This is a genomic window from Streptomyces himalayensis subsp. himalayensis (assembly GCF_013778455.1).
Lineage (GTDB): Bacteria > Actinomycetota > Actinomycetes > Streptomycetales > Streptomycetaceae > Streptomyces > Streptomyces himalayensis.
In genome coordinates this window covers 53792-68643 of record NZ_JACEHE010000013.1, presented here as the reverse complement: position 1 = coordinate 68643, position 14852 = coordinate 53792, and the positions used below count along the sequence as shown (strand labels likewise).

At 70.6% G+C, this 14852-nt stretch carries 11 protein-coding genes and 1 pseudogene; 3 read left to right on the top strand and 9 right to left on the bottom strand.

Annotation, left to right across the window (positions count from 1 at the left end; translation table 11 throughout):
* Positions 1-38 precede the first annotated feature (38 nt).
* The 5 genes from H1D24_RS21460 to H1D24_RS21440 form a co-directional block, all read right to left on the bottom strand.
* Positions 39-965, bottom strand: a complete 927-nt coding sequence (locus tag H1D24_RS21460) for a carbohydrate ABC transporter permease (RefSeq protein ID WP_258564224.1) — start codon at positions 963-965, stop codon at positions 39-41.
* The gene (locus H1D24_RS21455) at positions 962-2332 is read right to left on the bottom strand and encodes an ABC transporter permease (RefSeq protein WP_181659257.1); all 1371 of its coding nucleotides are present in this window, start codon (positions 2330-2332) and stop codon (positions 962-964) included. Before H1D24_RS21455 ends, H1D24_RS21460 begins: the two co-directional genes overlap by 4 nt.
* Before the next feature lie 5 nt (positions 2333-2337).
* Positions 2338-3669 carry an ABC transporter substrate-binding protein gene (locus tag H1D24_RS21450; RefSeq protein WP_181659256.1) on the bottom strand — a complete coding sequence of 444 codons (1332 nt, stop codon included), beginning with the start codon at positions 3667-3669 and terminating at the stop codon, positions 2338-2340.
* Between the two features lie 66 nt (positions 3670-3735).
* Positions 3736-5403, bottom strand: a complete 1668-nt coding sequence (locus tag H1D24_RS21445) for a glycoside hydrolase family 13 protein (RefSeq protein ID WP_181659255.1) — start codon at positions 5401-5403, stop codon at positions 3736-3738.
* Between the two features lie 279 nt (positions 5404-5682).
* Entirely contained in the window at positions 5683-6954 is a 1272-nt protein-coding gene (locus H1D24_RS21440; RefSeq protein ID WP_181659254.1) for an ABC transporter substrate-binding protein, read from the bottom strand.
* A gap of 128 nt (positions 6955-7082) precedes the next feature.
* On the opposite strand from H1D24_RS21440, the gene H1D24_RS21435 reads away from it, so the two are divergent.
* The 3 genes and pseudogenes from H1D24_RS21435 (at position 7083) to H1D24_RS21425 (ending at position 10666) form a co-directional block, all read left to right on the top strand.
* On the top strand, positions 7083-7598 hold the full coding sequence (locus H1D24_RS21435) for a PadR family transcriptional regulator (protein ID WP_181659253.1): 516 nt from the start codon (positions 7083-7085) through the stop codon (positions 7596-7598).
* Positions 7599-7705: 107 nt separating this feature from the next.
* Positions 7706-8359: pseudogene (locus H1D24_RS21430) on the top strand (ABC transporter ATP-binding protein); the annotation flags it as partial.
* Between the two features lie 6 nt (positions 8360-8365).
* On the top strand, positions 8366-10666 hold the full coding sequence (locus H1D24_RS21425) for an ABC transporter permease (protein ID WP_181659251.1): 2301 nt from the start codon (positions 8366-8368) through the stop codon (positions 10664-10666).
* A gap of 80 nt (positions 10667-10746) precedes the next feature.
* On the opposite strand, the gene H1D24_RS42525 is transcribed toward H1D24_RS21425, so the two are convergent.
* The 4 genes from H1D24_RS42525 to H1D24_RS21405 all read right to left on the bottom strand — a co-directional run bounded on the left by H1D24_RS42525 (position 10747) and on the right by H1D24_RS21405 (position 14808).
* A complete protein-coding gene (locus tag H1D24_RS42525; protein WP_246458591.1) occupies positions 10747-10965 on the bottom strand; it encodes a DUF2087 domain-containing protein in 219 nt (72 codons plus the stop codon).
* Between the two features lie 331 nt (positions 10966-11296).
* Positions 11297-12949 carry a glucose-6-phosphate isomerase gene (gene pgi / locus H1D24_RS21415; RefSeq protein WP_181659249.1) on the bottom strand — a complete coding sequence of 551 codons (1653 nt, stop codon included), beginning with the start codon at positions 12947-12949 and terminating at the stop codon, positions 11297-11299.
* A gap of 75 nt (positions 12950-13024) precedes the next feature.
* Positions 13025-14272: an MFS transporter gene (locus H1D24_RS21410; protein WP_181659248.1), complete on the bottom strand. Its 1248-nt coding sequence runs from the start codon at positions 14270-14272 to the stop codon at positions 13025-13027.
* A 200-nt stretch (positions 14273-14472) separates the two neighbouring features.
* Positions 14473-14808, bottom strand: a complete 336-nt coding sequence (locus tag H1D24_RS21405; protein ID WP_119105043.1) for an RNA polymerase-binding protein RbpA — start codon at positions 14806-14808, stop codon at positions 14473-14475.
* Positions 14809-14852: the final 44 nt, after the last annotated feature.

Genomic DNA, 14852 nt, shown 5'->3' with positions numbered 1-14852 from the left:
CCAGTACGACGTGGTGACGGGGCGCGCGCCGTGCAGGGTCACTTCACCGACCCCGCCATCACCCCCTGTACGAAGTGCCTCTGGAAGGCGAAGAAGACCACCACCGGCACGATCAGCGAGAGAAACGCCCCGGGCGCCAGCACGTCGATGTTGCTGCCGAACTGGCGGATCTGGGACTGCAGTTCCACGGTGAGCGGCTGGGACGAGCTGTCCGCGAACAGCAGAGCCACCAGCATGTCGTTCCACACCCACAGGAACTGGAAGATCGCCAGGCTGGCGATGGCCGGGCGGCCCACCGGGAGGACGAGCCGGATGAAGATCCGCCACTCGGTGCCGCCGTCCATGCGGGCAGCCTCCAGCATTTCGCGCGGCATCTCGGCGAAGTAGTTGCGCAGGAGGAAGATCGCGAACGGCAGCCCGTACGCGACGTGGAAGAGCACGACGCCCGGGATCGTGCCGAACAGCCCCAGCTGACCGAAGAGTTTGGCCACCGGCAGCAGCCCGATCTGCACCGGCACGACCAGCAGCGCCACCACGAGCAGGAACAGCGGTTCGCGGCCGGGGAAGTCCAGCCAGGCGAAGGCGTATCCGGCGAGCGCCGCGATCACGACGACCAGCGCGGTGGTCGGCACCGAGATCAGCACGGTGTTCCAGAACGCCTGCGTCATGCCTGCGTTTCCGAGCAGCGCCGTGTAGTTGTCGAAGGACAGCTGTGCCGGGCTGGTCAGTGCGGTCCACCAGCCGCCGCTCGCGTTCTCCTGCGCGGAGCGAAGCGAGGAGAGGAAGAGCCCGGCGAGCGGCGTGAGCCAGATCAGGCCGACGACCACGAGGAACGCCTGGACCAGGCTGCTGCCGAGCCAGCGCCCGAGTCGGCCCCCGGACCGTCGGGAGGTGGACCTCCGAGGTGCGGGGACGGCCGCCGGCCCCTGCGCCACGGTCCGCTCGTCGGGAGTGGTGACGGTCATGACTGACTCCTGCGGAAGCGGCGGACGTTGAAGACCATGGCAGGGATCACAAGGAGCAGGAGCAGCACCCCGAGCGCGCTGCCCAGGCCCTGGTTGTTGCCGCCGCCGAAGGACACCAGCCACATCTGGGTGGCCAGCACGGTGGCGTCCTCCTGCACCGGGCCCGGCGCGATGATGTAGACGAGGTCGAAGACCTTCATCACGTTGATCACCAGCGTCACGAAGACGACGGTCAGCACGGGTGCGAGCAGCGGCACGGTGATCCGGCGGAACACCTGCCACTCGTTCGCACCGTCCATCCGCGCCGCCTCCAGCGTGTCGCGCGGCAGCGCGGCGAGCCCAGCCCCGATGAGGACCATGGCGAAGCCGGTCCAGATCCACAGGTAGGCGCCGATGATGGCCGGGGTGACCAGCGCCGGACCGAGCCACGACACGCCCTCGTACGGCGGGGCGAAGTTCACCGCGGGCAGCCGCACGGTGTACGAACCGGCGTCCAGGCCCTGGAAGCGGAAGGAACCGTCGGATGCCGTCGTGGTGCTCGCAACGGTCTTCCCGTCGCGCACCGCCTCGACCCGCATCTTCGGCAGCCCGCTCTCGCCCTTGTCGACCTTGCCCTGCTCCCCTCCCCCACCGGGCGTGAAGTCCAGGTAGACGACGCCGCGCAGCTCGTCCCCGCCCGCCTTCCGCCCTGCCGCCTCGTACGCCTGTTCAGCCCCCGCGGGCAGTTCCTTGGGCGGTACGCCGACCAGACCGAGGGCGACCGCGTCGCCGGGTGAGGCCGCTGCGGATGTGCGGTACGAGCCGTCCGTGCCCTTCGTCAGACCCTCGCCGTCCCGGGCACGCGCGGTCGGGTACGAGGAGGTTCCCTCGAAGGCATCGTGCACACCCACCACGGCCGCGTTCAGTACGCCCTTGTCGGGGTCCTCGTCGTACGCGAGGCGGAAGATGATGCCCGCCGCCAGGAACGAGACCGCCATGGGCATGAAGAGCAGCAGCTTGAACGCGGTGGCCCAGCGGACCTTCTCGACCAGGACGGCGAGGATCAGGCCGAGCCCGGTGAGCAGCACCGGGGCGACGACGACCCAGATCGCCGTGTTGCGTACGGCCTTGAGGGTGGCCGGGTCGCTGAACATCTCGGCGTAGTTCTCGACCCCGACGAACCGGGTGCCGGAGGCGTCGAAGAAGCTCCGGCCGACCGAGAACAGCACGGGGTGGACGACGAGCGCACCGAGCAGGACCAGTGCGGGCAGGACGAACGCGACGGCGATGATCCGGGCCCGCCGCCGGGCGCGGCGCCGCGGGTCGGCGGCGCCGGGCGGGCGGGCACTCGGCGCCTTGTCTGGCGCGGTGGTGAGGGCGGTGGTCATGGCCGTCAGTCCTGGTACGCCTTGGCGGCAGCGTCCTCGAGCTCGGCCGCCGTCGCCTTCGGGTCGGACGGGTCGCGCAGGAAGTCCTGGAGGATCTTCCACTCGCCCGTGCCCTTGGTGCCTCCGAAGGCCGCCGGGGCCTGGTCGGACATGTCGAAGCGGACCGAATCCCCGGCACCGACAAGGGACTTGGCGGTCTCGCGGGTCACGTCGTCGCCGTACGAGGCGAGGTCGAGCTTCTTGTTCGGGGACAGGAAGCCACCCGCCTCGGCCCAGACGGCGGCGGCCTCGGGGCTCGCCAGATACTCGAGGAACGCCATGGCTGCCTTCTGGTTCTTGCCGTCCTTCAGGACGACGGCCGCGTCACCGCCGCTGACCACGGGCGCCTCGCCGCCGGCGACCGCCGGGAAGGGGAAGAAGTTCGCGTCCTCTCCGATCTTCTTTCCGAACTGGTCCTTGGCGACACCGGCGACGAAGTCGCCCTCGTAGACCATTCCGGCCTCCGGCTCGGGGCCGAAGACCTTCTCGACCGAGCCCGGGAAGTCGGTGTTCAGCGCCTCCTTCTGGCCGCCCGCGATCAGCTCCTTGTCCTTGAAGAGCTCGCCGAGAGTGGTGAGCGCCTTCACCACGGTCGGGTCGGTCCACCTGATCTCGTGGGCGGCGAGCTGGTCGTACTTCTCGGGTCCGGCCTGGGAGAGGTAGATGTTCTCGAACCAGTCGGTGAGGGTCCAGCCGTCCTGGCCGGCGACGGAGAAGGCGGCCAGGCCCGAGTCGGAGACGGTGTGCCCGGCTTCCAGCATCTCGTCGTACGTCTTCGGCGGCTCGACGCCGGCCTGGTTGAGGGCGTCGGGGCTGTACCAGACGGTCGACTTGTGCGCGGCCTTGAAGTACAGGCCGTAGAGGGTGCCGTCGACGCTGCCGTAGTCCTTCCATACGCTCGCGTAGTTGGCGTCCACGGCCTGCTGGGTCGGCTTGGAGAGCGGCTTGAGCCAGCCCTGCTCGGCGAACTGCTGGAGCACGCCCACCTGCGGGACCATGACCACGTCGAAGGCGTTGCCGCCCTCGATCTTGCTGCCGACGACGGTGGAGACGTTGTCACCGGTGGAGACGAACTGGGTCTTGGCGCCGGTCTTCTCGGTGAAGGCGTCCAGGACCTTCTGGAAGTTCTTCTGCTCGGTGCCGGACCAGACACCGGCCACGGAGACCGTCTGACCGCTCAGCGGCTTGTCGCCGTCGCCCGCGGCGGTGACGGGGCCGCCGCCGCAGGCGGTCGTGCCGAGCGCCAGGGCCGCGACCAGGGCGGTGCAGCTCGCGAGTGTCGTCCGTCGTTGCATCATCGTTGATGTCCCTTTCGAGCAGTTGCATAAGTTGACGGTGGATCAGGTCTTGCGATGAGCGGAGGCTCAGGGGTTGGTGCAGTCGCTGATCCACCAGGCCGCCGTGGAGCCGGGCAGCACCCCGGCCGGGCAGGGTCCGCTGGACAGCAGGGGCGTACCGGCGACCGGCGCGGGCACCGGTGCGGTGCCGAAGTTGACGGCGCAGATGAGTCCGTCGCCGCGGACGAAGGCGAGCACGTCGGGCGGGGTCTCGAGCCAGCGCAGGGTGCCCTCGCCGAGCTGCGGCAGACCGGCGCGCAGATGCAGGCCGTCGCGGTAGAGGTGCCAGAACGATCGGGTGTCGGCCAGCGCCCGCTCGGTGGCGTGCTCGGCGAACCAGTCGGGCTGCGGCAGCCACGGCCTGGCGCCCTCGGCACCGGAGGTGAAGCCGAACGGTGAGGCGTGGCCCGACCACGGCAGCGGCACCCGGCAGCCGTCGCGTATCCGCGCCCGGCTTCCGGTGCGGCGGAAGATCGGGTCCGTCAGCACCTCGTCGGGCAGGTCGACGACCTCGGGCAGGCCGAGCTCCTCGCCCTGGTAGATGTACGCGGCCCCGGGCAGCGCCAGCATCAGCAGCGCGGCGGCCCGGGCACGGGCGGCACCGAGGCCGCTGCCCTCGGTGCCGGACTCCCCGTAGCGGGTGACCGTACGCACCTGGTCGTGGTTGTTGAGGACCCAGGTGATGGTGGAGCCGGTGCCGGCGATGTCCTGCATGGCCTCTGAGATGACCTTGCGGAAGGCGTCGGCGTCCCAGGGCGCGGAGAGCAGGTCGAAGAAGAAGGCCTGGTGGAGCTCGTCGGGCCGTACGTACCGGGCGTGTTCGCGTGCGGTCGGCACGGAGACCTCGCCGACGAGCAGCCGTTCGCGGCCGTCGCGCGCGGCGTACTCCTCGCACACCGAACGCCAGTGCCGCCACACGTCGTGCACCTCGGGCTGGTTCCAGGCCAGCGGGTTGACGGAGTCGCGGGTACGCGCGTCGGCCTCGGGGTCCGGCGAGTCGGGCAGGTCGGGGTGCTTGAAGAGGCCGGCGGCGACGTCGATGCGGAAACCGTCGACGCCCCGGTCCAGCCAGAACCGCAGCACCTGGTCGAAGTAGGCGCCGACCTGGCGGTTGCGCCAGTTCAGGTCGGGCTGCTCGGGCGTGAACATGTGCAGGTACCACTGGCCGGGCGTGCCGTCCGGCTCGGTGACCCGTGACCACGCCGGCCCGCCGAACATCGCGTGCCAGTTGTTGGGCGGCTCGTCGCCGCCCGGGCCGCGGCCGTCGGCGAAGTGGAAACGGGCGCGCGCCTCGCTGCCGGGCGCCGAGGCGAGCGCCTCACGGAACCACGGGTGCTCGCTGGAACAGTGGTTGGGGACGATGTCCAGGAGCACCCTGATGCCGAGCCGCCGGGCGTCGGTCATCAGCAGGTCGAACTCGGCGAGGTCCCCGAAGACCGGGTCGACGTCGCAGTAGTCGGCGACGTCGTAACCGTGGTCGTGCTGCGGCGACGGGTAGAACGGGCTCAGCCAGATGCCGTCCACGCCCAGCTTCTTCAGATACGGCAGTCCCGCGCGGACCCCGGCGAGATCGCCGATGCCGTCCCCGGTGCTGTCCAGAAAGCTGCGGACGTACACCTGGTAGATCACTGCGTCGCGCCACCAGTGGTGTGTGTGAGGGCGCGCGAGGCCGTCGCCGGCCGGGGCTTTGAGCATCACCCGTTGACCTGTCTCTGAATGTCATGCCTGGAGGGGTGGTCGCGGCCGAGAGCCCCTGTGCGGGCGGCCGCCGTTATACATGCATGTTAGGTAGGCATGACGAGGAGATGTCAACGAGTAGGCAGGAACCAGTGGCCAGTTGAGGGAGTATTGCCCCGATATTTCCGTGCTCGAGGGGTGCCTTGAGTCGAAGCGAATACCTAACGCGTAAGTAACAATCGCCGACGGGAGACACCGGGCGGGCAAGAGCCAGCGGCAGACGGAAGGCGGAAGAACTCAGCCGCGCCGCGCGATGGCCGCCAGCTCCCGCGCGAGGCGCCGCACCGCCGCCTCCGGCGTCTGCTGCTGGGTCATCGCGTCGTGCACGACGGCCTGCACGGCCAGGCTCACCTGGTCGTAACGCGGGCTCTTGGGCCGCGGCGCCGCCGCGAGCACGCCGGCCCGCAGCGTCGGCAGATACGGGAACTCCCGGATGAGCTCCGGGTCCTGGTACAGATCGGCCCGTACCGGCGGCAGCGCACCCTCGGTGAGGACCTGCCGCTGCACCCGCTCACTCGTGAGATACGCGATGAGGGCGGCCGCCGAATCCGGATGGCGCGCATGCGTGCTGACCGCGAGATTGGAGCCGCCGAGCACGCTCGCGCCAGGACCGTCGGGGCCCGGCAGCGGGACGGCGCCGATCTTCCCGGCGACCTCGGACCCCTTGCCGGACGCGCTCACGTACGCATAGGGCCAGTTGCGCAGAAAGAGCAGACGGCCGTCCTGGAAGGCCTGCCGCGACTCCTCTTCCTTGAACGTCAGCGCCTCCTGCGGGATCCAGCCGTCGCGCACTCCGCGGGCGAGGAAACCGATGCCCTCCCGCGCGGCGGCCGAGTTCACGGTGACGCGCTCGCCCTCGTCGCCGAGGATCGTGCCGCCCGCCGAGTAGACCGCTTCGGCCGCGTTGACGGTGAGGCCCTCGTACGGCAGGAACTGGCCCGCGTAGCCGTCGAGTCCGTACTTCGCGGCGATGGTCCTGGCCTGGTGCTCCAGTTCGGCCCAGGTGCGCGGCGGTTCCACGCCCTCCTTGTCGAGGATGTCCTTGCGATAGAGCAGAAGCCCGGCATTGGTGACATACGGGACGGCGTACAGCCTTCCCTCGTATGTCGCCGTGTCCACCACCGGCCGCAGGAAGCTCTTCAGCGGGAAGCGGTCCCGCTGAAGCGGGGAGATCCAGCCGGCCGCCGCGAACTCCGAGGTCCAGGCGACATCGATGTTGAGCACGTCGAAGCGGCCGGCGCCCGAGCGCAGATCTGTGGTCATCTGGGCATGGGTCTCGTCGGCGGAGTCGGGGAGCTCGACGAGCGTGACCCGTTCGTCGGGATGCGCGCGGTTCCAGCCGTCGAGCAGCGGTGCGAGATAGCCGGTGAGGTCGCCCGCGGTCGCCAGCGTGAGGGGCCCGCGCCCGCTGCCCCGCGCACCGTCGGCCGGGGTGCCCGACGCGATGTATCCGGTCAGGAGCACCGCGGCGACCAGGAGGCCCCTACCGGCGGCACGTATCCACCGCATAGGTTCCTCCCTGTACAACGGCACCGGGCATCGTCGTCCGGGCGGACAGCCGACATGTATACCTGTTAGGCATCGGCGATACTAGGGCCTGCGGCACATCACGAGGACGGGGAGGAGGAGAGCGCGAAGTGCGCCTGCCCCTTCTGGCTCTCCTGGCGCGCGGCCCGGCCCACGGCTACGAGCTCAAGCAGGACCTTGAGCAACTGCTGGGTGCCGCGTACCCTCAGCCGAACGTCGGCCAGATCTATGTGACGCTCGGCCGGCTGGAGAAGTCGGGGCTGATCGAGGGCGAGGAAGTCGAGCAGTCGAGCCGGCCCAACAAGAAGATCTACCACCTCACCGACGCCGGGCGGGAAGCGCTGCACGCCTGGTACGAGGAGACGGCGGACGAGCCGCGGGTCCGGGACGAGTTCTTCATGAAGCTCGCCCTCGCCCCGCAGACCGGCCTCGCCGACCGGATCAGCCTGATCAACAAGCAGCGGCGCCGGTACCTGAACACCATGCGCAGTCTGTCGAAGCTCGCCGCGGCCGAGAACCGGGACAACCGCATCGCCCAACTGCTGATCGAGGGCGCCATGCTGCATCTGCAGGCCGACCTGGACTGGCTGGAGCGCTGCCAGGAGGAGCTGGAGGAGCCGGAATGAGCACCCCCGTCGAACCTTGTGCGCCCGCTCCCCTGGTGCGCGCCGAGGGCCTGGTCAAGACGCACTACGGCGAAGGCGCCCCGGCCCACGCCGTACGGGGTGTGGATCTCGCCGTGCGGCCGGGCGAGTTCGTGGCCGTCACCGGCCCCTCGGGCGCCGGGAAGTCGACCATGCTGCATCTGCTCGGCGGACTCCAGCGGCCGGACAGCGGCAGCGTGTGGCTGGACGGGGAGCGCACGGACTCCTGGAGCGAGGCGCGCTGGGCGGTGGAGCGCAGGCGGCGCATCGGCATCGTCTTCCAGTTCTTCAACCTGGTCTCGAATCTGTCGGTCGCCGACAACGTCGAGCTGCCCGCCCTGCTCGCCGGGATGTCGCCGAAGCAGGCGCGCGCCGAACGCGAGGGGCTGCTGGCCGAGCTGGGCCTGGACGGTAAGGCGCGCAGCATGCCGGGCGAGCTGTCCGGCGGAGAGCAGCAGCGGGTGGCCCTGGCCCGGGCGCTGGTGAACCACCCCGGACTGCTCCTCGCCGACGAGCCCGCGGGCAGCCTGGACAGCAAGGGCACCCGTGAGGTGATGCGGCTGCTGTCCCGCTTCCACCAGCGCGGCCAGACGATTGTGCTGGTCACCCATGACGCACGGCTCGCGAGCGCCGCGGACCGTGTGATCAGCTTCTTCGACGGTCGGATAGCCGACGACGCCGAGCTGGACGGGGCGCCGCCGAGCGGCGCGGGCACGTCCGGTGTGCTCGAGCTGAAGGGCTGAGGCGACGTGCGGGCCACCCTGCGCTGGGCAGGCGCCGACCTGCGGGCGCACCGCGGTGAGGCGCTGTTCATCGTCCTCGCCACCGCCGGGATCGTCGCGTCGCTGCTGCTGGCCACGGCCCTCTTCGGATACGCCACCAACCCCTGGCAGCGCGTCTTCACACAGTCCAGGGGTGCCCATGTGTGGATCCACACCGCCCCGTCCGTCGATGCCGGCAGTCTCGCGTCGCTGGACGGTGTCACTTCCGTGTCGGGCCCGTACCGCACCGCCGCCACCACCGTCGAGTCGCATGGCACCAGGGCCTCAGTGGAACTGCGCGGCGCCGACGGCGATCAGCCGACGACCGCGCGCCCGCTCCTCACCTCCGGCCGGTGGCTGGATGCCCGTACGCCCGACGGCGTCGTCCTGGAGGGCAGCCTCGCCCGGGCGCTGTGGGCGGAAACCGGCGACACGCTGACCCTGCCCGGCAGCTCCCGGACGGTGACCGTGCTGGGGGTCGCCGACAGCGCCGAGCCCCGCTACCGTCCGGCTGAGCGGCCCGGAGTCGTCTGGGCGCTGCCTGCCGCCGTGCCCCGCGCAGACACCGCCCGCACGGGGCAGGTCATCGGGCTGCGCCTCGCCGACCCCGACGACACGGACTACGCGGTCCAGCGCGCCGTCACCACACTGGGCGCGGGCGCGGTCACGCAGGTCTCCCACTGGCAGCAGGCACGCGCCGAGGCACAGGGCGACAACCGGCTGCTCGGCCAGGTGCTCGGCCTCTTCGGGCTCGGCGCCCTGCTCGCCGCGGCACTCGCCGTGTACGGCGCGATCGGCACCCGGATCCGCGGCCATCTGCGGAACATCTCCGTCCTGAAGGCCATCGGCTTCACTCCCGGTCAGGTGGTGCGCATCTTCCTGGTCCAGCACGTGGGCTTCGCGTTCATCGGAGCCGTGGCGGCCGCGGGGCTGATTCAGGCAGCCGGGAGCCACCTGCTGCCCGGGCGTCTGGGCGACGCGGTCGGCGTATGGCAGGGACTGCCCGGGCACACCGCTGCCCTCGTCTCGGTGCCCGTGGCGGCGGTGCTGTTCATCGGTGCGGCCACATGTCTCGCGGCGTGGCGGGCCGGGCGGGTGCCGCCGGTGCCCGTACTGCGGGCAGCGGCGCCCCTGGGCAAACCGCTGTCGGGCGTGGCCCGCGCGGCGCTCGGGCGGCGGCTGCCGCCCGCGCTGGTGCTGGGCTGGCACAAGGCGTTCTCGTGGCGGCCACGCTCGCTGGCCACCACCGCCCGGCTCGCGCTGCCGCTGCTGCTCATCGTCGTCGCACTGAGCGCCTGGACCACGATCGACCGCTTCCACAGCAGGCCTGAGCAGGTCGGTCTCGCTGCGGCGCTCACTGCACGCGCCGACGAGGGCCTCGGCGATCAGCGGGCGCGGGCCCTGCTGGCGGAGAACCCGCGGATCGCCGCCGTCCATCCGGGCGTCGAAGTGGCGGCGCTGGTGCCGGGCCAGACCGGCACGATCGCGCTGCGCGGGATCGGCACCCGGGACGATCCGTATCCCTTCTCGCTGGCGGAGGGCCGCCCGGCGCACGGGGCCGACGAGGCGGTGGCCGGACAGGGGCTGCTGGATCTGCTGAACGTACGCGTCGGCGACTGGGTGCGGATGACGGTGGGCGGTCGGCCGCAGATCCTGCACATCGTCGGACGCAGCATCGAACCCGAGAACGGCGGCCGGGTCATCTCCACCTTGCTGGACACGCTCCGCGAGAACGACCCCGAGCTGCAACCGACGCTCTACCAGCTCCGGTTGCGGCACGGTGCGGACGGCCAGCAGGTCGGTGCCCAGCTGACGGCGGCCTCCAAGGGGCGGCTTGACGTGCATGCGGTGACCAACCCGGCCGACGGGCTTTCGCCTCTCCGCGGGGTGGTGGCAGGGCTGATCGCCGTGCTGGCCCTGATCGGACTCATCGAACTGCTGACCGCGATCGGCGGAACCGTCCGCGAGAGCGAGCGGGACCTGCTGGCGCTCAAGGCGATCGGGCTGTCACCGCGCCAGATCGCCCTCGTCTCCGTGACAGCCACCGGCTGCACCGCCCTGGCCGCCGTGTTCGCCGGTACGGCGCTCGGAGTGCCCCTCGCGCAGTGGCTGATCGATGCGCAGGGCAGCTCCAGCGGGATCGGCGCCGGAATCGCCCGGGCGCCGTCCCCGCTTGTGCTGCTGCTGTTCGGCCTCGGCGCCGTGGTGGGTGCCGCCGCGCTCGCGGCACTGCCGGCGGCGCGCGCGGCCCGGCGCCGGCTGGCGGACACGCTCAGCGCGGTGGCTTGAGCCGGGGCCGGCCTGCACAGAACCCCCGCCGACACCGCCCGGCGAGCGTTAGCTGGGGGAGGAACACCTGCCCACAGCGGTTACGCCGCCACCCGGCGGTACCTGCTGCCGTCACGTTCCCTGACAAGGAGCCCGTTCTCCACGCAATAGCGCCGCAGCGCCGACGTGTCGTCGTGCACAGTGCGGAACGCCTCGTTGACCTCGGGCTCGCTGTAGCTGCGCTCGCTCTCGAACAGTGTCCCGGTCAGATGGGCGAGCAGTTCACGCCGTACGGCGGGACGCACCGGAATCGTCGTCAGCCGCCCGCCGGCGAAGAACCCCGCGAGGCGGCGCGGGACACCGGACTGCGGTTCCTGGGGCCGCGGACGCCGGAACACCGCGGGATCGGCCCGCAGCGAGCCGTCCGGCAGCCGCTCGACGAGCCCCGTAGCGAGCAGCCGCCCGAGGTGCTTGCGCACAGCGTCGGAGTCCTCGTCGCGCGGAGGCAGGTCGTCGAGGACGATCCGGGCGTACAGCTTCAGTCGTTCTGGATCGGCGAGTGCGGCAAGCAGCTGGTCCATGGGGGGGGGCCTCCCGGCAGGTGACGGAGCCGGAGCAGTGTCACCCGCCGGACGGCACTCCCGCATCCGATTAACGCCCGCGGACCTCGCGGTACTTCGCGACCAGCGCCTTGGTCGACTCGTCGAGCCCCGGCACGTCGGCCCCCTCGGTGAGGGCCGGCTCCACGCGCTTGGCGAGAACCTTGCCGAGCTCGACACCCCACTGGTCGAACGAGTCGATGTTCCACACGGCGCCCTGCACGAACACCTTGTGCTCGTAGAGTGCGACGAACTGCCCGAGCACGGAGGGCGTGAGCTCGCGCGCAAGGATCGTGGTCGTCGGGTGGTTGCCCTTGAACGTCTTGTGCGGCACGAGCTCCTCCGGCACGCCCTCGGCCCGCACCTCCTCCGGGGTCTTGCCGAAGGCCAGGGCCTGGGTCTGCGCGAAGAAGTTGGCCATCAGCAGGTCGTGCTGGGCGACCAGGCCCGGCTGCAGGTCGGCGACGGGGTCGGCGAAGCCGATGAAGTCGGCCGGGATCAGCTTCGTGCCCTGGTGGATCAACTGGAAGTACGCGTGCTGCCCGTTGGTGCCCGGCGTACCCCAGACGACCGGCCCGGTCTCCCACTCCACCGGCGTACCGTCGCGGGTCACCGACTTGCCGTTGGACTCCATGTCCAGCTGCTGCAGATACGCGGTGAACTTGGACAGGTAGTGCGAGTAGGGCAGCACCGCATGCGACTGCGCGCCGTGGAAGTTGCCGTACCAGATGCCCAGCAGGCCCAGCAGCAGCGGCACGTTGGACTCGGCCGGTGCCGTGCGGAAGTGCTCGTCGACCAGGTGGAAGCCGTCGAGCATCTCCCGGAAGCGGTCCGGGCCGATGGCGATCATCAGCGACAGGCCGATCGCCGAGTCATACGAGTAGCGGCCGCCGACCCAGTCCCAGAACTCGAACATGTTGGCCGTGTCGATGCCGAAGTCGGCCACCTTCTCGGCGTTCGTGGACAGTGCCACGAAGTGCTTGGCGACGGCCTCCTGACCGGCCCCCAGCTCGTTCAGCAGCCAGGTGCGCGCCGAGGTCGCGTTGGTGATGGTCTCGATGGTGGTGAAGGTCTTCGAGGCGATGATGAACAGTGTCTCGGCGGCGTCCAGGCCCTGCACGGCCTCGTGCAGGTCGGCGCCGTCGACGTTCGAGACGAAGCGCACGGTCAGATCGCGGTCGGTGAAGGCCCGCAGCGCCTCGTACGCCATGGCCGGTCCGAGGTCGGAGCCGCCGATGCCGACGTTGACGACGTTCCTGATGCGCTTGCCGGTGTGGCCGGTCCACTCGCCCGAGCGGACCCGCTCCGAGAAGGCACTCATCTTGTCGAGCACTGCGTGGACCCCGGGCACGACGTTCTTCCCGTCGACCTCGATGACCGCGTCACGCGGGGCGCGCAGCGCGACGTGCAGCACCGCACGGTCCTCGGTCGTGTTGATCTTCTCGCCCCGGAACATGGCGTCTCGCAGCCCGAACACGCCGGTCGCGGCGGCCAGGTCACGCAGCAGGGCCAGCGTCTCGTCCGTGACCAGGTGCTTCGAGTAGTCGACGTACAGATCGCCGACCTGGAGCGTGTAGCCCGCGCCGCGCCCCGGCTCCGCGGCGAACAGCTCACGCAGATGCACCTCCCCCAACTGCTCCCGGTGCTTGGCCAGAGCGGTCCACTCGGGCATCTGGTTGAGCCTGGTACGGCGTTCTGCGTTCATCTGGGACTTCAGCCTTCTCTTGTACCTGCGTACGTCCTGCGTACCTTGCCCCGCTGCACTTCCCAACCTAATTGATCAGGTATCGCCATGAGCGGTCTGTTCGCCGTTGGCGGGTTGAAGGGCAGGCAACAGGGCGGTGACGGACAGGACGAACAGCGCTGCCGCAAGCAGCGCGGGCGTGTTCAGTCCCCAGGCCGTGGCCACGGCACCGCCCAGAAGGGCACCCAGCGGCGCCCCTGCGACCGCCAGGGTGCGGAAGGCCGAACTGATGCGTCCCAGCATCTCCGCGGGCGCCCGCTGTTGCATCAGCGTCGTCGTGTTCACGTTCCAGACCATGCCCATGAGACCGAAGACCGCCAGGCTCACGACCACCGCGGCAAGGCTGCGCACCGTGCCCATCACCACCAGTGCGCCGATCTGCGCCGAGCCGGCGATGACCACACTGCGTATTCGGCCTACCCGAGCGACGAGCCTCCGCTGCACCCATCCCCCGGTCAGGCTGCCGACCGCGTAGGCCGTCATAGCGGCTGCGTATCCGCCGTTGCCCGCGTCGAGCCAGCCCGTCACGAGGAGCACCATCGTGGCGATCAGGGCACCCATCCCGATGTTGCAGAGGGCTGTCGCGAGGCACAGTCCTCGCAGAGGACGGTCACGCCACAGCGCCCGGAGTCCGGCGGCGATGTCCCCGCGCAGGGTGCTGCCCGCGGGTCTGGGGTCACGCTGAGGCACGGAGGTCCGCAGCGAGGCCACGAGTGCCGCCGCCACCAGGTAGGTCACGGCGTCCGCCGCGAACGGGACGGCCATCCCTCCGACGATCAACAGGGGCACGGCGGGTGCCGCCAGCAGACCGCCCGCGATCTGCTGGCCGGTGAGCAGACGCGCGTTCGCGCTGCCCAGTGCCCTCTCGTCCACCAGGTTGGGCAGCAGGGCCGTGGCGGCGTTGTCGAAGAGTGTCTGGAGGGTGGTGAGCGCGAAGGCCAGCGCGATGAGCAGTCCTATGGTCGCCTGCCCCAGCGCCACGGCCGCCGCGAAGGCCGCCACCAGCAGGCCACGCGCCACGTCCACGCTCCACATGGCGCGCCGCTGGTCGACCCGGTCTGCCAGGGCCCCGCCGAGCAGCCCGAAGATGATCCACGGCAGATAGCCGCAGGCCGTCACGGAGGCGATCAGCATCGGCTCGTCCGTCAGCGAGGCGGCGAGCAGCGGTAAGGCCGCCGTCCGCAGCGCGTCGCCGAATCTCGACAGCACGGCAGCCGTCCACAGGCGCCCGAATCCCCCGCGCCACGTGGGCGCAGAGGCACCCACGACTTCGGTCGTCGTCACAACGTCCCCTCCCGGTCCTCCCCCAGAGCCTCAAGGGCCTGGGGGTACCCCCAGATTCAGAACCGTAGAGGCCGCCACTGACAATCGGCCGCGAGCGCGGGCGCGCGGGCTTGAACGCATCAGAAGCCCGGCCCGGATCCGAAGGCGGAAGACGACTCCGGCCGGACACCGCACATGGGTGCCCGGCCGGACAACAACTCCTAGATCTCGCCCCGCAGTTTGGCGAGCGCCTCGGCGAGGATCGCCTCGCCGTCCGCGTCGCTGCGCCGCTCCCGTACATACGCGAGATGCGTCTTGTACGGCTCGGTGCGCGGCGGGTCCGGCGGGTTGTCCCGGTCCTGTCCTGCCGGGAAGCCACAGCGGGGACAGTCCCATGTCTCGGGAACCTGCGCGTCGCTTGCGAAGCTCGGCTGCGTCTCGTGCCCGTTCGAGCACCAGAAGGAGACGCGCAGCCGCGGCGCGGACTCGCCGCGCTCGGCCTCGCCCATCGGCCCCGCCCCGACCCGGCTTCCTCGGATCGCGTTGCCACTTGCCACGGTCGTAACTCCCTGCGTGATGGTGCCGCGAAGCACATGGCCTG